Source organism: Streptomyces sp. S186 (assembly GCF_051603415.1).
GTDB lineage: Bacteria > Actinomycetota > Actinomycetes > Streptomycetales > Streptomycetaceae > Streptomyces.
On record NZ_CP193932.1, the window covers coordinates 8,097,628 to 8,116,401 of the forward strand.

At 69.0% G+C, this 18,774-nt stretch carries 14 protein-coding genes and 4 pseudogenes; 10 read left to right on the plus strand and 8 right to left on the minus strand.

The features are described from left to right. Window positions 1-86: 86 nt before the first annotated feature. Complete coding sequence (locus tag ACRAS8_RS35150) at window positions 87-962, minus strand: hypothetical protein (protein WP_438490087.1); 876 nt, start codon at window positions 960-962, stop codon at window positions 87-89. Between the two features lie 104 nt (window positions 963-1,066). Further along, window positions 1,067-1,723 carry an acyltransferase family protein gene (locus ACRAS8_RS35155; protein WP_438490683.1) on the minus strand — a complete coding sequence of 219 codons (657 nt, stop codon included), beginning with the start codon at window positions 1,721-1,723 and terminating at the stop codon, window positions 1,067-1,069. A gap of 327 nt (window positions 1,724-2,050) precedes the next feature. On the opposite strand from ACRAS8_RS35155, the gene ACRAS8_RS35160 reads away from it, so the two are divergent. Continuing rightward, window positions 2,051-3,202 carry an alpha/beta hydrolase family protein gene (locus ACRAS8_RS35160; protein ID WP_438490088.1) on the plus strand — a complete coding sequence of 384 codons (1,152 nt, stop codon included), beginning with the start codon at window positions 2,051-2,053 and terminating at the stop codon, window positions 3,200-3,202. Between the two features lie 581 nt (window positions 3,203-3,783). Further along, window positions 3,784-4,329 (plus strand): annotated as a pseudogene (locus ACRAS8_RS35165) (transposase); the annotation flags it as partial. Between the two features lie 112 nt (window positions 4,330-4,441). On the opposite strand, the gene ACRAS8_RS35170 reads toward ACRAS8_RS35165, so the two are convergent. Further along, window positions 4,442-5,227, minus strand: coding sequence for a phosphotransferase family protein (locus ACRAS8_RS35170; RefSeq protein WP_438490089.1), 786 nt, complete (start codon window positions 5,225-5,227; stop codon window positions 4,442-4,444). Window positions 5,228-5,569: 342 nt separating this feature from the next. On the opposite strand from ACRAS8_RS35170, the gene ACRAS8_RS35175 reads away from it, so the two are divergent. The 3 genes and pseudogenes from ACRAS8_RS35175 to ACRAS8_RS35185 form a co-directional block, all read left to right on the plus strand. Further along, window positions 5,570-6,369 (plus strand): IS5 family transposase gene (locus tag ACRAS8_RS35175; RefSeq protein ID WP_438490684.1). Its coding sequence is split into 2 segments (ribosomal slippage): window positions 5,570-5,905 and window positions 5,908-6,369, totalling 798 coding nucleotides; the frame shifts between segments, so codons are not numbered across the junction. Window positions 6,370-6,742: 373 nt separating this feature from the next. Further along, entirely contained in the window at window positions 6,743-7,048 is a 306-nt protein-coding gene (locus ACRAS8_RS35180; protein ID WP_438490090.1) for a hypothetical protein, read from the plus strand. 561 nt (window positions 7,049-7,609) lie between these two features. Further along, a pseudogene (locus ACRAS8_RS35185) lies at window positions 7,610-7,717 on the plus strand (kinase); the annotation flags it as partial. Between the two features lie 144 nt (window positions 7,718-7,861). On the opposite strand, the pseudogene ACRAS8_RS35190 reads toward ACRAS8_RS35185, so the two are convergent. Both ACRAS8_RS35190 and ACRAS8_RS35195 read right to left on the minus strand, forming a co-directional pair. Further along, a pseudogene (locus tag ACRAS8_RS35190) lies at window positions 7,862-8,233 on the minus strand (transposase); the annotation flags it as partial. Window positions 8,234-8,443: 210 nt separating this feature from the next. Beyond that, window positions 8,444-9,223: a dienelactone hydrolase family protein gene (locus ACRAS8_RS35195; RefSeq protein WP_438490091.1), complete on the minus strand. Its 780-nt coding sequence runs from the start codon at window positions 9,221-9,223 to the stop codon at window positions 8,444-8,446. Window positions 9,224-10,060: 837 nt separating this feature from the next. Here ACRAS8_RS35195 and ACRAS8_RS35200 point away from each other — a divergent pair. The 3 genes and pseudogenes from ACRAS8_RS35200 to ACRAS8_RS35210 all read left to right on the plus strand — a co-directional run bounded on the left by ACRAS8_RS35200 (window position 10,061) and on the right by ACRAS8_RS35210 (window position 13,487). Further along, window positions 10,061-11,652 (plus strand): annotated as a pseudogene (locus ACRAS8_RS35200) (MFS transporter). 221 nt (window positions 11,653-11,873) lie between these two features. Continuing rightward, the gene (locus ACRAS8_RS35205) at window positions 11,874-12,512 is read left to right on the plus strand and encodes a VOC family protein (protein WP_438490092.1); all 639 of its coding nucleotides are present in this window, start codon (window positions 11,874-11,876) and stop codon (window positions 12,510-12,512) included. Window positions 12,513-12,545: 33 nt separating this feature from the next. Beyond that, window positions 12,546-13,487: a Gfo/Idh/MocA family protein gene (locus ACRAS8_RS35210; RefSeq protein WP_438490093.1), complete on the plus strand. Its 942-nt coding sequence runs from the start codon at window positions 12,546-12,548 to the stop codon at window positions 13,485-13,487. 129 nt (window positions 13,488-13,616) lie between these two features. Here the strand turns inward: ACRAS8_RS35210 and ACRAS8_RS35215 are convergent, their stop codons facing one another. After that, on the minus strand, window positions 13,617-14,624 hold the full coding sequence (locus tag ACRAS8_RS35215; protein WP_438490094.1) for a helix-turn-helix transcriptional regulator: 1,008 nt from the start codon (window positions 14,622-14,624) through the stop codon (window positions 13,617-13,619). Window positions 14,625-14,754: 130 nt separating this feature from the next. Between ACRAS8_RS35215 and ACRAS8_RS35220 the strand changes: the two genes are divergently transcribed. Continuing rightward, a complete protein-coding gene (locus ACRAS8_RS35220; protein WP_438490095.1) occupies window positions 14,755-15,054 on the plus strand; it encodes a hypothetical protein in 300 nt (99 codons plus the stop codon). Here ACRAS8_RS35220 and ACRAS8_RS35225 read toward each other — a convergent pair. After that, window positions 15,020-15,433 (minus strand): PPOX class F420-dependent oxidoreductase, encoded by a 414-nt coding sequence (locus tag ACRAS8_RS35225; RefSeq protein WP_438490096.1) that lies wholly within the window; start codon window positions 15,431-15,433, stop codon window positions 15,020-15,022. The two genes, ACRAS8_RS35220 and ACRAS8_RS35225, sit on opposite strands and share 35 nt — an antisense overlap. A 150-nt stretch (window positions 15,434-15,583) precedes the next feature. Between ACRAS8_RS35225 and ACRAS8_RS35230 the strand changes: the two genes are divergently transcribed. Further along, window positions 15,584-16,123 (plus strand): TetR/AcrR family transcriptional regulator, encoded by a 540-nt coding sequence (locus tag ACRAS8_RS35230; RefSeq protein ID WP_438490097.1) that lies wholly within the window; start codon window positions 15,584-15,586, stop codon window positions 16,121-16,123. Between the two features lie 57 nt (window positions 16,124-16,180). Here ACRAS8_RS35230 and pepN read toward each other — a convergent pair whose 3' ends face one another. Continuing rightward, entirely contained in the window at window positions 16,181-18,757 is a 2,577-nt protein-coding gene (gene pepN, locus ACRAS8_RS35235) for an aminopeptidase N (protein ID WP_438490098.1), read from the minus strand. Window positions 18,758-18,774: the final 17 nt, after the last annotated feature.

An 18,774-nucleotide genomic window follows, 5' to 3' on the forward strand; every position in this document is an offset into this window, starting at 1 on the left:
AAGGTGTGGATGAAGCTATGTGCGCTGGATCTCGGCAGTTCGGCGGATTCGTAACAGAAGGCGCTCACAGGCTGCGCAAAAGCCCATCACGCAGCCAGAGCGGGGCGAGCCGCTTTCTCGTCGGCCCGGCCCCTGTACCTACCGCCGTTGGCGCGCCCCTCGACCCAGCCGTTCACGCCGTCGGGGACCTCGTACTTGTTGGTCTGCTCCACCATGCTCGTCCACTTGTTGGTGGTGGTCGACTCGCTGTAGGTGAAGTTGAGCTCCGTTCCGGCCTTGCCGCCGCCCGGCCCGCCAGGGGTGCTCAGTTCCGAGGTGACCTTTCCGCCGACGGACCAGCCACTGGTCTGGCTGGTGTCCTGGCCGATCATGGCTCCGAACTTGTAGTCGAACGACGCCTTGCCCATCACCCCTGACGAGGTCTGCATGACCGGGTACTTCTGGTCGAGGACGCCGACGAAGCCGCAGGGCATCGGGTCGCCGCCGGGGTTGTGGCCGGGCTGGCCGCACATCGACTTGGCGTCCCAGTTGCTCAGCCACGGCTCCTTGTCGTCGCTGCTGCTCCTGCGGATGTCGGGGCCCTCGGTGGTGAGGGAGGGACCGTGCTCGGTGGGGGCGGGCTGTGCGAGGTCGAATCCGCTGCCCAGCTTGGACGGGGCGTCCTTCAGCGCCTGGTCGTGCGAGTAGACCTTCTCGACGTCGGCGAGCTTGACCTCCTGCGAGTCCTGACCGTTGACCGGGTAGCCCTTGATGGCTTCGTTCTGGTTCAGGGGCGCGCTCTGGGCGAGGAAGTCGGTGACTTCCTTCTCGGTCTTGAAGTAGGTGTTGCCGTCGTCGGCGTGGGCCGGGGAGGGGGAGCCGACCAGCGATATGCCGGTGAGGAAGGCGGTGGCGAGGGCTCCCGTCACCAGGACGGCATTCCGTGGGCCTCGACGAGCAGGGGTGGTGCACAGTGTGGACACGCGGATCTCCTTGACTTGTCGGGAACTGCTCGGCGTCGGCCGCTGGTCGGCCGCGCCGGTATTCAGAGGGCTCTTCGGGGGCTGTTGAGGGGCTGATCACGGCGTTACGGCTTGGCGAACGGCCCCTTCACGGCCCCGGTCCGGGGCGGGGCTCCGGTCGTGACGAGTCGGGTGACGTCGACGGTGCCGGCCCCGGTCTGCGGCTCGGGGATGAGGGTCCATAGGACTGCCGGTACAGCGAAGGTGGCCAGCAGGGCGGCGGCTCCGGTGCGGCCCTTCGCCCAGTGGGCCCGGAACCGGATCGGGTCCTCGATCAGGACCTTGGAGAGCCACGCGGCCGCGAGGGAGGCGGCGAGGATGACGGCCGTACGGCTCCAGCCCGTCATGCCGAGGCGTTCCTCGCTCAGGAGCAGGTAGATGGGCCAGTGCCACAGGTAGAGGCTGTAGGAGATCCGGCCGCACCAGCGCAGGGGAGGCGCGGCGAAGACGCGGCCCACCGGAGTACGGGGTGCTTGGGCGAGGCAGGCGATGAGCAGGGCGGCGGCCAGGGCGTGGAGGAAGAGCCCGCCCTGGAAGAGGAAGGGGTCCTTCTGTCCGTCGGACAGGGCCCAGTACGACGCGATCCCGCATGCCAGGGCCAGGCTCCCCCAGGCTGCCGCCCGTTCGCCGGCGCGGGCCAGGAGGCGGGTGGCCGGTGGCGTGGCCATGAGGGAGCCGAGGAGGAGAGAGAAGGCTCGGGTGTCGGTGCCCTCTGAACCCACAGTGGTGTTGAGCGTCAAGTTATATGCGTCAAGCGCAGGGTACCCCCTCTCGACATGAATATCGCTACCTCTTGAGCCACGCTGGGGCTGGCCCTGACCTGTGGTTATTGCGCAATTGGATTTACTCGGGCGGCCTCCGCAGGCCGTACAGCACCCCGATTTCAAGGCGGGCTCTTCTCAACCTTCGGCGCGTCTGCGCGGCCATGTCATACCGGGGTATCACCTGCCGGTTGGCTCCGTCGTATGACGACTGCGGCGGGCCGTTCTCCTTAGGCCGCGGCCCCTGCGGAGCGCCCGCCCCGCGGCGTCGGCAAGCAGGCGCAGGCCGTGCTGCCCGCGCCCACCGGGCCGTATGCCGTCGGGACTACTTCCCTCCAGCTCACCGACCACTCGCGACAGGATCCGTGGCAGCTCCAAGGCGGGGCACGCGAGTTGATGGTGAGTTTCTGGTATCCGGCCGAGCGCGGAGCCTCGCACGCGGTCCGTGCCGCGTACATGGAGCCGCTCGCGGGGGCGCACTTCGGGAGCAAGCACGGGGCCGCGTCGTTCAACTACCACCTGCCCGCGGGCCGGACCGACTGGTCGGCGACCGGGACGCAGGCCCGGCAGAACGCGCCCGTCGTACGTGGCGGCGGGCGGAGGCCGGTGGTGCTGTACTCCCCGGGCGCCGGCGATCCGCGGACCTGGAACACCGGGCTAGTGGAGGATCTCGCCTCGCGTGGCTATGTTGTCGTGACCGTCGACCACACCTACGAGGCATCCGAGGTCCAGTTCCCCGGAGGCCGCCTTGCCGAGTCCGTGCTGCCCGGTCTGATGAAGCCCGGCGCTGACATCGGCGCTCTGCAACGTAAGACCATGGCCGCTCGCGTGGCCGACACCCGTTTCGTGCTCGATGCGCTGCCGGGGCTCCGGCATCGCACCGGGCTGCCGGCCGGGCTCGCCGACATGATGGACCTCGGCCGCATCGGGATGGCCGGGCACTCGGCGGGCGGCTTCACCGCCGCGCAGACCATGCACGATGACCCGCGTATCAAGGCCGGCGTCAACCTCGACGGCACCATGGACTTCGGCGGCCCCGACGGCAGGGGCCACCACCTGAGCTCCGTGGCCCGGGACGGTGTGGACCGGCCGTTCCTCCTGATGGGCACGTCAGCGGCGGACTCCGGCGACTACCACCACCAGCCGTCCTGGGACGCATTCTGGACGAACTCCCGCGGCTGGCACGCTGATGTGACACTCAAGAACTCCGAGCACGGCTCCTACACCGACGCCGCGGCCCTGCTGCCGCAACTCGCCCGTCAGGGCGCAGCACCGGAAACCATCGTCAGGGCGGACATCGGGACCATACGGCCACAGCGGGCGGTCGCCGCGACCTGGGCGTACGTGGCCTCGTTCTTCGACCGGTGGCTGCGCGGCCACGACGACCACCTGCTGGACGGCCCGTCGCCACGCTTCCCGGAGATGTCGTACGCGAAGTAGCAGACGGTCGGCGGGTCCATGATGAGGGAAGCGATCGCCTCGGCCATGCGCCGCAACGCCCGCCGTACCGGTCCGCGAGCCGCCCGCCGAACAGCAGCTGCCCGTTGTAGGCAGCCCCCACGCGGCCTGGACCAGCGCCAGGCCAGGTCTGACGGGCACCGCTGGTGGGCTCACGAGCGATGTCCAGCAGGGGAATCGAGGTCACGGTGATAGTGAATGAGATCGGTGTCGCCTGGACGATGGCGAGCGCCGCGAACGCCAGGCCGATCCTGGGCCGTGCGCCGCGGTCCGCCCGCGCACCCGCGTCCTCGCTGTGCGGGGGAGGGATGTCTGCTCGATGACGCTGTCTGTGGAGGGGGTGGGCATGGTGGGTCTCCGTGTGCCCTGGGCGGGGAGGACCGGGGTGCATGGGGTCTGGGACGGGCTCGTCAGAAGGCGTACTGCCTTCCCCCAGGCGACGGTGGCTTCGTCGGCGATCTGCCGTCAGGCAGGCGGGGCGGAGGAGGACGATGAGGTAGCCGGGGGCGCGTACGGAGCAGGGGACGCCGGAGGCGCCTGGCCTGCAGCGCGGCGGTCCGCCAGAGCTGCTGCTCTCCGAGCTGCGGCCTGAAGACCTGCTGGACTTCTCCCGTCTCACGGTCGACTTCAGCCACATCCGTGCGACGAAGGGCGGGCCGGCCACCGGTCCCTCCCCGGTGGATCGGGGCAAGGCCGGCAGTAAGCACCACCTGCTCGTCGAGGCGCACGGCATCCCGCTCGCCGCGATCACCACCGGCGGCAACCGCAACGACGTCACCAACTGATCCCGCTGATCCAGGCCGTCCCGCCGATCCGCGGCAAGCGCGGCCAGCCACTGCGCCGCCCCAAACACCGTACGCCGACCACGGCTATGACCACGAGGTCTACCGGGACAAGGTCCGCCGATTCCAGATCACCCCGCACACCGCCCGGCGCGGCACCGGGCACGGCTCCGGCCTGGGCGTGTACGGCTGGGGCGTGGAAGGAGTGATCGCGCTGTTGCACCGGTTCCGCCGCCTGCGCATCCGCCGGGAGAGATCCGCGAGGACATCCACCACCCGTTCGTCATCCTCGGCTGCGCCGCCATCTGCTGGCGACGACTCCGCACCGCACTTTGTTGGCAGACTTTGTTGGTAGGCAGCATGAGCGGGCGATGCGCTTTACGGAGATGGCCTGGTCGATGCGTCAGAACGCACTCGCAGTAGTCGGGCCCGCGCAGCCTCACAGTCGGGATCTCAGCACGTCGACCTCACAGCCCGGCGCGAACGGGTCGAAGCCGTGCTCGACCAACCAGCGAACCGCCAGCAGACTTCGCAACGACCACCACGCGCGGATTACGTCGAGATCGACGTCGGTGCCGTAGCCGGCGACGACGTCGCCGAGGTGCTCCTCATGTCCGAGCGTCAAGGTCGCGAGGTCGAAAAGGGCATCGCCCCGGCCCGCCTCGGACCAGTCGATGATGCCCGTGATCTCGTCGCCGTCGCCGTCGCCGTCGCCGTCGCCGTCGCCGTCGACGAAGACGTGAGTGATCTGCAGGTCGCCGTGGGTGAACACCGGAGTCCACGGCCGGAGCGCGGCCTCGGCGACCTGACGGTTGCGTGTGACCAGGTCGGCGGGCAGGACGCCGTTCGTCACGAGCCACTCGCACTCGCCGTCGAGAGCCGCCGCCAACTCGTCGAGGCCCTGGCCGCCCCAACCGCCCCGGCCGGGCCAGGGCGGCAATGGCGCATTGTGCAGCTTCCGGATGGCGGCACCCGCCATGGCCCACGCCGCCGGTGACGCGGTCGACGGCTCGCCGAGCCGGCCAAGCGCCGTCCCCGGGACCGCGGCGATCGCGAGCACGGGCGGCTTGCGCCACAGGACCTGCGGGGTCGGGACCGGCGCCAGGGCCATCGCCTCGACCTCGACGTCGATGCGCGCCTGATCGGCATCCACCTTCAGGAACACGTCGCCGACGCGCAGGGTCGCGCGCTCGGAATGGGCGACGACGAGCTTGACCTCATCCATGGCGACCAGTATCCCGAGAAGACCGCCGACGTCACCGGGTTTATCCGTGCGATTGCGCAGCTGACTGTCTCCCAATACCCGGCGGCTCGTGCAGGACACCGACGCTGACCAGCTCAAGCCCACCATTTTTGTCAGGAGTGCTAAGTCGCCATGAGTACTTCTTGGTATGCAGCGTGGTCCAGCCCGCGCGCACGGAGTGATCCGGGACCTGAAGCCCCTACCCCACCCCGCCCACCGGGACCCCGAGGTGGAAGGGGCTGGGCGGACCAGTAGGAGCGACAGGCACCCGTTTGGCTAAGAGGTCATCTCATTTGGTGGGCTCGGTAGCCTGTCGGCGTGGGAATCATTGAGCGGCTGGTGCCGGATGAGCTGTGGGAGCTGTTCCAGAGAGTGGTGCCGGAGGCGCCGGTCCGGCCTCAGGGTGGCGGCCGGCGCCGGCATGGCGACCGGGAAGTGCTGGCTGCGATCGTGTTCGTGGCGACGTCGGGCTGCACGTGGCAGCAGTTGCCGTCCGCCTCGTTCGGGCCGTCGGGAGCCACAGCTCACCGGCGCTTCGCCGAGTGGTCAAAGGCCCGGGTATGGGCGAAGCTCCATCGCCTGGTCCTCGACGAACTCGGCTCCCGCGGTGAACTGGACTGGTCCCGCTGTGCGATCGACTCGGTGAACATGCGGGCCCTGAAAAGGGGGAACTGACAGGTCCGAATCCTGTGGACCGGGGCAAGTACGGCTCGAAGATCCACTTGATCACCGAGCGGACCGGACTGCCCCTCTCTGTCGGGATCTCCGGAGCGAACCTGCACGACAGCCAGGCCCTCGAACCGCTCGTACGCGGCATCCCGCCCATCCGCTCCCGCCGCGGCCCTCGTCGACGACGGCCCGCCAAGCTCCACGGCGACAAGGGCTACGACTACGACCACCTGCGCCGATGGTTACGCCGGCGCGGCATCCGGCACCGCATCGCCCGCAAAGGCATCGAATCTTCCAAGCGGCTGGGACGACATCGTTGGACCATCGAACGCACCATGGCCTGGCTCGCAGGATGCCGCCGCCTCCATCGCCGTTATGAACGCAAGGCCCACCACTTTCTGGCCTTCACCAGCATCGCCTGCACCCTCATCTGCTATCGCAGACTCACCAAATGAGATGACCCCTAAGTCGGAAGGTCCCGGGTGAGCCGAGGGTGTAAGTCTGAGTGGGATCTCTCGGACACGCCGCGAAGGGCTTTCGTCGCGACTGCATCGCGACGATCGGCTAAAGAGCCTCACCCGCGGCTGAGAGGATCTTCGCGCATACCGATGCGTCGGGCGAAGTGATATTAGCCGTATCGCCGTGAGCAAGGATCGGAGTGCCGCCGCATTTCGTTGATTCTACCTGCCAGATACCAGGCCCCTACCACAGTGAACTGGACCTGTAGAGCAGCATCGATTGGACGGAGTGGAATCTGTGGCAATCCAAGCGTTTAGTTCGTCCAAATGCGTAAAGGCAACCTGGCCGAATACGAGGGTCTCCCTGGACTTGGATCCCGTTCCCGCTGGAAAGCTGCTGGTCGTCGAACACGTTTCGGGCTATTTGGCCGTCAGTGAGAACCATGCACCATTTGAAATCTATGCCACCGAACAAACCACGTTCCCACGCGTTTACCTCCCTGTCTACTCTGTCTCCGACCCCTTGGACTACGGGAATCCGTTTGGAAGTTGCCAAAACCACCATTTCGGCTCGCCGGTGCGCATGTATGTCGCTGGCCCGGACCGGGTCACGGTAATTGGTGATGCGGACAGACCGGCAAGCATTTGTGCGTCGGTGGTGGGCTACCTCGTGTGAGTCCGTACATGCTCCTTACATGCTCCTCGCGTACCTCGGTGGGTGGGCCTGCTCGGATCCTGGCAGGGGTGGTGAGTGCTGCCGTGGTCCAGGAGGTTTGGTCTGAAGCGAGCTGTCACCGCCGTGGCCGTTCCCGTCTGTCGTGGTCGCCTGTGAAACACGGGCCGTCCGACGGTCCGCTAACCAGCGTTGGGAGGAGACCACCGCACGTGGATACGACTGGGAGGCCGGCGACCCGGCCATGTGCGGAACCTGCCAAGCTGACAACGTCGCCCGGCAGGAAGCCGAAGGCGCTCCTGGGCAAGCTCTCCGCCGCGACGGCTTACCCGCGTCGCCAGGCGCTCGTTCAGAGCTATGGCCCGGCCGGGCGGTGCTCGTTGAACCGGCATGACCACAGCGCCCTCTCGCGCTGACTGGTCCGGCCGGAGCGGGTGTCAGCGGCGACCAACTCGTCAGATCCTCAAGCTGGTAGACCTCCCCGACTGCCCTGGGTGGAGCAGCGATCCGTTCGGGTTCGCGCTCAACCCGGTGAGCAGTCCGCGGCTGATGAACCGGCGGATTGCGAATATCGGCCTGATCGACCTGACCGCCCGCTACGCCCTGAACTGCGGATTTCACGTCGCCATCGAAGGCGTCCTCTGCGCCGACCACTACGGCGAGATGCTCGCCCTGGGCGGAGACGTCGGAGCCTCCCTGCGCCCCGGGGCGCGTATCGCATCATGCTCGACGCCGTCTAGCCCACCTGCTCGCACACGAGCCCTGACAGTGGCGTTGGGAGGTGTTACACCGTGTCCTGTGTGGTGAGGTGGAACAGCGTTTGTAGCAGCAGAGGGCTGCGGCGAGTCCGAGAAAAGCGAGGTAGTTGCGGAGATCATCGCGTTTGTAGCGGGGGCTGAGTCTGCGGCACCCAGCCAGGACATGGTGCGTTCGATCTCCCAACGGCGCCGCCCCAAGCGTTGGTTGGGCTCGATTCTTGCGGGCGATGCGAACGCCGATGCGCTTGCCTGGAGCCATTTCGGCAGGTGAGGAGTGCCGTACGCCTCGTTCGTGTGCAGGCGTTGGGGCTTGAAACGCACACCGGCCCCGGTGGGGGCCGTGTCTCGTTTGGTGGCCGGCGACCATCGGATGCAGCCCTTTGCTGTCGTGGATGTTGGCGTCAGAGACGCCGACGAGAAGGGGCACCGCGACCGCGAGATTGAGCAGTATTTCTGGCAGGTGGCGGGTTCGTAGGGGCGCGGCCAGCTCAGGGCGGGGCCGTGGTGGCCTGGCCGGGCGCGACGGCCGGTTTGGCGTCGGCCGCCGCGGGCGCCGCGGTTCTCAACCGACTTGGCAGCTGGAGTTCAGCGGACCCTGCCTCGCCATATGCACTGCGACAGGACATGCAGGTCGTGACCGTCACGCTGTTGCGGGAAGCTGTGAAGCTGTGCCCCCGTCAGCGTGCCGAGGGCGCTGTGCTGTGGGTGACAGGCACTCGGTGAGCAGGTCGACGATGTCGCGCCAGGCTCGCTGCGCGTGCCGTGGGTGGTAGCCGACGCCAGGGGGCGCGGCGTGGTCGACCGGTGGGTGGTGGAAGGCGTGCAGTGCGCCGCCGTAGACCGCGAGGCGCCAGTCGACGCCGGCGGCCTGCATTTCGGCGGTGAAGGCGTCTCGTTGCGTGGGCGGCATGATCGGGTCTTCCGATCCGACGCCGGCCCACACGGGGCAGCGGATGTGCTTCGCTTCGCCCGGTCGGCCTGTGGTCAGTGCGTTGATGGTCCCGATCGCGCGCAGGTCGACGCCGTCGCGTCCGAGTTCCAGCGCGATGGCGCCCCCGGTGCCGTAGCCGATGGCGGCGATCCGGTCCGGGTCGGTCCGTGGTTCGGCGCGCAGCACATCGAGCGCCGCGTGGCCGATGCCCCGCATCCGGTCAGGGTCGGCGAGCAGCGGCATGCAACGAGCGAGCATTTCCTCGGGGTCGCCCAAATAGCGCCCGCCGTGGAGGTCGAAAGCCAGCGCCACGTATCCCAGCTCGGCTAGCGCATTGGCCCGTTGGCGCTCGACGTCGCTGAGACCCATGCCCTCCGGGCCGAGTAGCACCGCGGGCCGGCGGTCGGCACCGGCGGGGAGCGCGAGGTGCCCGATCATCGTCAGGCCGTCGGCCGGGTACTCGACCGTGCGTGTTGTGACTGTCGTCATGAAGCTGGACTGTAGCGATCGTTGAGCCTGGTGGGGCCGGTCTTCGCCGTCGGCAGAACAGCGTGGGTGTGGGCCCGTGGCGTGGGCACTGCGGGAGGCTCTGGTTCTGGGCGGAGCACATCGACACCGATGCGAACTGGGCCGCTGGTCATCGCCACGTCATTCAGGCAGTCCTGTCTGAACTAAGGCAGTTCTGTCTGACCACAGCCACTCCGCCTGGGGCGGCCGTGCCGGCCGCCGCTGTCCCGACTTCCGGTGATGGGACGGTCGTGATTGTCGCGGACTCCAGATCGCCCGCGCTGCCAGCTGCCGCATTGCAAAGAATGCGCGTCTGTTGATTGCCACGCTGGATCACTGGCAGCAGCTGGCAAGCGCGCGGCGGCGTCGTTCGTTGGTCGCTGCCTTGCGGGCTCGCGTTGCGCGCTGTTCGTTGTTCGGCCGCCGTGTTCGGCCGTGGCTGTTCTGGTGGCCCCGGGCGTTGCTCGTCCCTTGTCTGTCTGGTGTCCGCCGCCTGGCCGTTCGCTGGGTGCTGCCCGGTCGCGGCCTGGTCGTCCGGCGGCCGCGCGCCGGGGTGGAGTGTTGGATGGTGGATATCTGGTCGGGCAGGCAGGCAGGCGGGCGGGCAGGGTCTGTTCGAGCTTGGTCAGGGCGCGGACGGCGGCTTCTGCGGTGCCGGCAGCACCCGTCGCGGCGGCGCGCAGGGCTGCGGCGAGGGCGACGGCCTCCTCGCCGTCGAAGGGGAGGGGCATCCGGGAGGGCGGCAGGTCGGTGCAGGCAGTCCAGGCTGCCCGCCATTGAGGTCGTTGGGTGACCTATTGGGTTCTTAGCGTCGAAGGCATGCCTGAGAACACAACTCACCAAAGCGACACGAAAGCCTCTGTGGCGTTGACTGGAAATGCGCCGGGAGATTCCACACAGTCAACGGGCCAGGCCGATCCCCGCCGGTGGGTTGCGCTGATCGTCCTTCTCCTCGCGACCTTCATGGACGCGGTCGACGTGACCGTCGTCAATATCGCCGTCCCCCACATCCAGGAGGACACCGGGGCGTCGACCGCCCAGATCCAGTGGGTGGTGGGCGGCTATGCCCTGGCCTTCGCGCTGGGCCTGATCAGCGGCGGGCGGCTGGGTGATCTCTACGGCCGCAGGCGGATCTTCCTCGCCGGCGTCGCCGGATTCACCCTCACCTCGCTGGTGTGCGGTATCGCCGGGTCCCCCGAGGTGCTGCTGGTCGGCCGGATCGCGCAGGGTGCGGCGGCCGCGCTGATGGTGCCCCAGGTGCTGTCGACCATCCACGTCACCTTCCCCAAGGAGGAGCGCGGCAAGGTCTTCGGGGTCTTCGGGGCGGTCAGCTCGCTGGGGTGCTTGCCGGGCCGCTGGTCGGTGCGCTGCTGGTCGAGGGCGATGTGTTCGGGCTGGGCTGGCGGCCGATCTTCCTGGTCAACCTGCCGCTGGGGGTGGCCGGCCTGGTTGCCGGCGCGCTGCTGATCCGCGAGTCCAGGGACGGGCACGCAGCCAGGCTGGACGTGGGCGGGATGCTGCTGTCCGCTCTCGGTCTGCTCTTCCTCGTCCTGCCGCTGATCCAGGGCCGCGAGCTGGGTTGGTCGCTGTGGACGTACGTGATGATGGCGGCCTCGGTGCCGGTGCTCGCGCTGTTCGTCGCCTACGAGCGGCGGGTGATCGCCCGCGGCGGCTCCCCGCTGGTGGTGCTCACCCTGTTCAGCCGCAGGAGCTTCTCAGGCGGGTTGGGCGTGCAACTGCTGTTCGGACTGGCCTCCGGAGTGTTCTTTCTTGCCTGGGCGCTCTACCTCCAGCTCGGCCTGGGTTTCTCGCCGCTGAAGGCGGGCCTGTCCGGGCTGCCGCTCTCCTTGCTGCTGATGGCCGGCGCGGGGATCTCGATGCAGGTGCTGGTGCCGCGCTTCGGCCGCGCCGTGCTCCAGGCGGGCGCACTGATCGCCGCGGCCGGGATGGTGCTGTTCGCCTGGATGACGGGCCACTACGGCGCGGAGATCGCGCTGTGGCAGACGATGCTGCCGCTGGTGCCGATGGGCATCGGCATGGGCCTGATCGTCGCGCCGCTGGCGGACATCATCCTCTCCGAGGTTCCGCACCGGCACGCCGGCTCGGCCTCCGGCCTGAACAACACCACCACCCAGCTCGGCCAGGCAGTCGGCACCGCGCTGTCCTCGGTGATCTTCTTCAATCACCTGGGCGGCGACGGCAACCTCGTCACCCGGGCCGCCAGGATGCCGGACGCCTTCGCCCACACCCTGCCGTACGTGGCCGCCGCCTTCCTCGCTGCCTTCGCGCTGCTGTACGCGGTGCCGCGCAGGGCCGGGCGCAAGGGCGCGAACGCTGCCAACGGCGCGCCAGGCGAGAAGCAGTCCGCGGAGGCGGCAGAGCCGGGCGGGGACGCCGCGCTCGTCCGCTGAAGCAGATCGGGTCGCGGCACCCGCAGGGACGTTCGCCGACCTATTGGGCTTCTAGCGTCGAGGTGTTCGGCGGGGCCGCAGCCGTACCGCGCGGAGTCTCGGCCCCGCCCGCCGGTTGCGGCGATCGGTGGCGTGAAGCGCGACCGCACATGACGCCCATTCAAAAACGTTCTGTTGAAGAAGTTTGAAGAGAAGTTTGACGAGAAAGAGGAGGAGCCGTCATGGGCTTCATGGACCCGGGAAACGTCGTCTGGTTCGAGATCAGCACTGCCGAGGGCCAGGCCGTCCAGGACTTCTACGGCACGCTGCTCGGCTGGGATTTCGCTGTCGACCCTGACTCGTCGGTGGGCGGAGTCACCTACGCGCGGATCATGGCACCGGGCATGCCGTTCTCGCTGTTCCAGGCCAACCAAACGCCCGAGCGGCTGCGGGAGTTCGCCGAACGGGGACAGGAGCAGATGCAGGAGATGCCGGGCAAGCCGGTGCCTGGCTCCTATGCCTGGTTCGAGGTCGGTACCACCGACGCCCAGGCGACTGAGGACTTCTACGGCCAGGCGTTCGGCTGGCGGTTCGTGTTCGACGACAGCGCCGGCGGCAAGCGGTACTCCAACGTCTTCACCGGCAACCAGTGGCCGTCGGGCGGCAGGTACGACCTCGGTGCGGACGGTGTCGACTACCTGATGCCCGACTTCCTGATCACCGACGTGCCCGCCGTCACCGCCAAGGCCACCGAGCTGGGCGCCACCGTCGAGTTCGGGCCGGACACCAACCCCGACGGACTGGTCTACGCCCGGATCATCGACCCGCGCGGCAACCGCTTCGGCCTGTTCTCCGCACCCGTCAACGGATCGGACGCCTGACGTCCCACACAGAGCAAAGAGGAGAGGAACCACATGAAGATCGCATTGCTGGGCACCGGATTCGGGCAGGCGCATGCCGCCGTGTACACCGCGCGCAGGGACATCGATGTGGTGATGTTCGGCCGGAATCCTGACAAGACCGCCGCGGTCGCCGGGAAGTTCGGGTTCGCCTCGTCCACAGACATGGACCGGGCATTCGAGGACGACTTCGATCTGGTCGACATCTGTCTGCCGGTGCCGCTGCACGCCGAGTACGCGCTGCGGGCGCTGGACGCGGACAGGAACGCCCTGGTCGAGCTGCCGCTCGCCGGCACGATGGACGACGCCCGGCGAGTGGTGGAGGCCGCCGGGCGCAGCGGCAAGCAGGTGTTCGTGGACATGTTCGAGCGGTTCATCCCGGCCAACCGAGCACTGCTCGACGCCGTCCGCGCAGGCACGTACGGCCGCCTGGAGCAGCTGACGCTGTGGAACTGGACCGCGCACCTGTGGCCTGGGGTCTCGCTGGGTCTCAAGACGCTTCCGCTGGAGGCCATGCACAGCGATATGGACATCGTCACGCGCACCCTCGGCCACCCGCGCAGCGTCGATGTCACGACGGTCGCGCGCGACGGCGACAGCGCCGCGGTCGAGGCGACCCTGGGTTTCGACGGCGCTGTCGCCCGCGACTCGGTCTCCTCGCTGATGCCGATGTCGTGGGGCGCCCGCGGCGGCTACACCGCAACCTTCAGCGATGGCGTGCTGGAGGCGGCCTCATCGGTGGGTTTCGACGGCAAACCGAACGGCACCGTCACCTCCTACAACGCTTTCGGTGCCCATGAGTTGGATCTGCCGCCCGCCGACCAGTACGCCGCGATGATCGACCACGTCCTGGCCTGCCTGCGCGGCGAGGCGGACAACGACATCGCACCGGTCACCGCGCTGGACGCTCTCCAACTCACCCTCGACATCGACCACCAGGCCAACGGCAACACGTAAACGGCAACGCGTAAACGTGTAGGCGTGGCGGAACAGGGGCGGGCCCGGCTGCTGCCTGTTCCGCCGCCACCAGGCGCTGTAGATGCCCGAAGAGATGTCCGACTCCCGCGCCCTGCTCGGTATGCCGGCTCAGCCGTCGTCCGGTGTCTGGCCCTGGACGGCGGCCAGGGCGCGTTGGGCGATGCGCCGCAGGTGCGGGGCGATTTCGGGTGGCCCGACGAGGGTGTAGTCCAGGCGCAGGGAGGCGATGCGGAAGGCCAGGTATTCGGGGGAGTCGACGGCTGTGCGCAGGCGGCAGCGGTGCGCGTCGAGCTGTTCCAGGACTCCGAGTGAGGCCGGTACGCCCTCGGCGGCGCGCTCGATGGGGGCGTGGATGATCAGTTCGGCGCGGCAGTTGCCCGGGCCGGCGGCCAGGGCGTCCGCTACGTAGGCGGCGGCGTCCTGGCCGCCGGGCAGCTCGCGTTCCGGGACGCGGGCGCCGGTGCGGTGCAGGGCGTCGATGCGGTCGACGCGGAAGGTGCGCCAGTCGGCGCGGTCGAGGTCGTACGCGACGAGGTACCAGCGCCGCCCGGCGGCCACCAGTTGCTTGGGCTCGGCCAGTCGCCGTGACGAGGCCCCGCGGGACGGGGCGTAGCTGGAGCGGACCTTCTCGTGGGCGACGCAGGCGGCGGCGAGGGCGGCCAGCAGCTCGGCCTCCGGCCCCTGGACGGGCTGGGGCAGGAAGGTGGCGGCCTTGGCGAGGTGCGACACCCGGCGCCGCAGCCGTGAGGGCAGCACCTGTTCCAGCTTTGCCAGGGCACGCAGCGAGGTGTCCTCGATACCGCTGACCGCCGCCACGGCCGCCGCGCGCAGGCCGATCGCGATGGCCACGGCTTCGTCGTCGTCCAGGAGCAGGGGCGGCATGGCGGTGCCTGCGCTGAGGCGGTAGCCGCCGACGTTGCCCTGTGTGGCCTGGACGGGGTAGCCCAGCTCGCGCAGGTGGTCGATGTCGCGGCGGATGGTGCGGGCGGTGACCCCGAGACGCTCGGCCAGCTCCGCGCCCGTCCAGTCACGTGGGCGCTGGAGCAGCGAGAGCAGCTGCAGCAGACGGGCAGCTGGATCTCTCGCCCCTCGTGTCTCTCCCGGTTCGGCTCTCATGCCGTCCACCTTGGCCGAGTGTAAGGACATTCAATGACCTATTGGGCCTCTACCGTCGAAGACATCGAGTGAAACACCCCGCTTCCTCCCCATATGAAGCAGCCATTCCGACGCAAGAGAGGAACCCATCGTGGCCACCAAGGAAATCTTCCAGCGCTTCGTGCCCCTGCTGTACGTGCATGACAGCCTGGAGGCGATCGCCCTCTACACCGATGCCTTCGGCGTCGCCGAGCTGACCGCCGACACCAAGGCCGAAGGTGAGCACGTCATCGGCAACAACATCCACATCGGCCTGGCCTACCAGGTGCCTGTGGGCGACGGCTTTGCCGATGCCGTCCGTTCCGCCGGTGATGACGTAGGTCTTCATCGCAGTGCTCCCTTGTTGCGCCTTCGGCTCACAGGAACCGGGCCGCGATCTTTTCGGGGGTGACGTGGACGGTGACCAGTTCCGGGAGGGTGGCGTACGACTCCGGGTTGTGTTCGGCGTAGGTCTTGCCGGTGTACTTGACGGCCAGTTCGTCCATGCGCTCGCGGCTGCCCGTGCTGTTGAAACGGGCGGTGCCGGTGATCACCGCGTATGCGTAAGGCTCGTCCGGCGGGTTTACGGTCACGCTCAGCCGTGGATCGCGCCGCAGATTGCGCACCTTGAGCTTGTCGACACCGGTTACGAAGAAGAGATCGTCGCCGTCCCTTCCCACCCAGACCACCGACTGGTGCGGGCTCCCGTCGGGCTGAAGGGTCGCCACGGTCACGAAGACCTTGGAATCGAGGGCTGCTTTCAGTTTCTCGGACATGTGGACCGGGCTCACGCAGGACTCCTGGAATGAGGGAGGGATGACGCGACGTCGGAAGTGCCAAGGAACAACCACCACAACTATGTGACAGTTAAGCGGTAACTTGCAATAGCTATATGGCAGTTGCTGGTCGATCAGCCCCAGTCCTGCGTATGCTCCGGTCACGTGAGAGCTGATGCGGCACGCAACCTGGACGCGGTCCTGCAGACCGGAGCACGCCTGCTGGCGCGCGACCCCAGCACGAGCATCGCGGCGATCGCGGCGGCGGCGGGCGTCGACCGACGTACCGTCTACCGCCGCTTCAAGACCCGCGAGGCGCTCATGGCCGCCGTCCACCTGGCCAAGCTCGACGCCTGCGAGAAGGTCGTCGCCGAGGCGCGGCTGACCGAGGCGCCCGTGATGGTGGCGCTGCACCGGTACGCGGAGGGCATCATCACCGTCAGCAGGCGGTGGCCGGTGGACGTGCAGGAAGTACAGGACGAAGCGGCGGCCGCACGCCTGCGCCGGCTGATCGAGCAACTGGACGCCTTCATGGCCCGCGCTGTGCGCGAGGGAGTCATCCGCCCCGGCCTTCCGGACCGCTGGGCCCGCTCCCTGCTCACTCACCTCACCAACATCGCCTCACACGAGATGCCGGAGCTGACCACCGCCCAGGGAGCCGACATGGTGGCCCAGTCCCTGATCACGGGACTCGGTGCCGCCTGATGCGGCTTCACCCAGGACCGGACAGGTGCCCCTCCGTTCACCAATGGACCGCCTGCCCTACGATCGCCGGCCCCCGGAAGCGATCGTCTGGCCGGTGTCGTCGTGTCGTTGGGCGTTCAGGGCGCGGGCGACGTCCTCGCGGGCTTCGAGGAGCAGTCGGCGCAGGGCCGGGGCCGGGTGGTGTGTGGCGAGGTAGGTGTCGGTGGCCTTCAGGGTGGCTTCCTCGATCAGGCTGCGGGGGAAGAGGGGGTCGACGAGGGCCCGTGCGAGGTCGGCGCCGCGTTCGTTCCAGAGGGGCGCCAATGCCGCGAAGTAGCGGTCGATGTATGGACGTAGGAGCTCGGCGCCGTCCTGGGGGAGGGTGGTGAACGCCTCGGCGACGGCGGTCTGTACGGCGTGCGGGAGGTCGGTGCGATGTACGACGGAGTCCCAGGCCGCCGCCTTCGCGTCGACGGTGGGGCGGGCGGCCCGGGCGCGGGCCGCGTGGCGGAGCCCGGCCGCGGTGTGGTCGCGGGCCGCCTCCTCGTCGATCGCCGCGGCATCGGCGCGTCCCGCGGCGGCGAGCGCGGTCAGCAGCTGCCAGCGCAGCTCGGCGTCGCCCGCCAGCCCCGGCACGGTCCGCTCGCCGGACAGCAGCGAGGCGACCAGGTCCAGGTCCGGGGCCGAGCGGGCCGTCTCGGCGAAGGCGCCGGCCCACATCAGTTGGAAGTCGCTGCCGGGCTCGGCCTGCCCCAGCAGCTCCCACCAGGTGGCGGCGAGTGCGTCGTGGGCCGCGGCGCGGTCGGCCGGCGCGGTGCAGCGGGCCACGGCCGTCTGCGCCTGCCGCTGCTGCACCTGTGCGATGCCGAAGTCGGTCTCGTGGCGCAGGCAGGCGGTGACGGCCCGGAGGTAGGTCCGGGCGGGCAGTTCGGCGCTGGTGACCATGTCCCACAGCGCGTACCAGCACACCGCTCGCTGCACCGGTTCGCGCAGCGCGCTGACGTGCGCCAGCACGGTGGCCAGCGAACGCTCGTCGAAGCGGATGCGGGCGTAGCCGAGGTCGTCGTCGTTGAGGAGTATCAGATCGGGGCGGCGTACCCCGCGCAGCTCGGGGATCTCGGTGCGTGGGCCCGTCACGTCGGCCTGCACCCGCCGGACGCGTTCCAGGCGGCCGTCGCGGAGCTCGTACAAGCCGATGGCGATCCGGTGGGAGCGCAGCCGGGGGTGCGCGGCGGGCGCTTCCTGGACGACGGTGAAGGAGCGGAAGCGGTCGGCCTCGTCGACGGTCAGCTCGGGGAGCAGGGTGTTGGGGCCGGCGGTGCGCAGCCACTCGTCGGCCCAGTGGCCGAGGTCGCGGCCCGAGTGCTTGCCCGCGACGGCGAGGAGGTCGGCCAGGGAGGCGGTGGACCAGGCGTGCCGGTGGAAGTATGCGCGTACCGCGTCGTTGAAGGCGTCGGTGCCCACCCAGGAGACCAGCTGCTTGATGACGGCGGCGCCCTTCGCGTAGGTGATGCCGTCGAAGTTGACCTGGACGTCGGTGAGGTTGGCGATGTCGGCCACCACCGGGTGGGTGGTGGTCCGCTGGTCGGCCTGGTACGCCCAGACCTTCTCGACGTTGGCGAACATGGTCCAGGACTGGGTCCACTCGGTCGCCTCGGCCTGGCAGCGGGCGGCGGCGTAGGTGGCGAACGACTCGCTCAGCCACAGGTCGTCCCACCACCGCATGGTGACCATGTTCCCGAACCACATGTGGGCCATCTCGTGCAGGATGGTGCCGGCCCGGCGCACCCGGAGCGCCTCGGTGGCCAGGGAGCGGAAGACGTACTTCTCGTGGACGGTGACGCAGGCCGCGTTCTCCATGGCCGCGACGTTGAGTTCGGGCGCGAAGACCTGGTCGTACTTGGCGAACGGGAAGGCGCCGAACACCCCGGTGTAGTGGTCCAGGCCCTGGCGGGTGGTGTGCAGGATCTCATCCGCGTCGAGGTGCGCGGCGAGGGAAGCGCGGCAGGCCACCGCCAGGGGTATCGGCCGCCCGTCGGGAGCGGTGTAGGTGGTGTCGCGCACCACGTGGTAGTCGCCGGCGACCAGGGCGAAGGCGTACGTCGGCAGGGCCGGGGTGGGCGCGAAGTGCCAGGTGGCGCCGTGGGGTGTGGGGGGGGGGGGGGAGGTGGAGAAGAGCTGCCAGTCGTCCGGCGCGGTCACGCTCAGGGTGAAGGGGGCCTTCAGCGACGGCTGGTCGAAGCAGGCGAAGACCCGTGCCGCTTCGGCCACTTGGAGGTGGGTGTAGAGGTAGACCTTGCCGTCGGCGGGGTCGGTCATCCGGTGCAGGCCGGTTCCGGTGTTGGTGTAGCGGCAGTCGGCGACCACCCGCAGGCGGTTGCGGGCGGCGAGGGCCGGGAGGTGGATCCGGCCGCCCGCGCACACCGAACCGGGGTCCAGCTCGCGGCCGTTGAGCTCGATGGAGTGGAGGTGCTCGGGTATCAGCTCGGCGAAGGTGGCGGCGCCCGGTTCGGCGGCGGTGAAGTGGATCTCCGTCTCGGAGCGGAAGACGTCCGGGCCCGCGGTCAGGTCGAGGTGGATCCGGTAGGAGTCGATGTGCAGCAGCCGGGCGCGCGCGTCGGCTTCGGCGCGGGTGAGTTCAGTGAGCGCGGACACCGTGGGGTGCTCCTTGT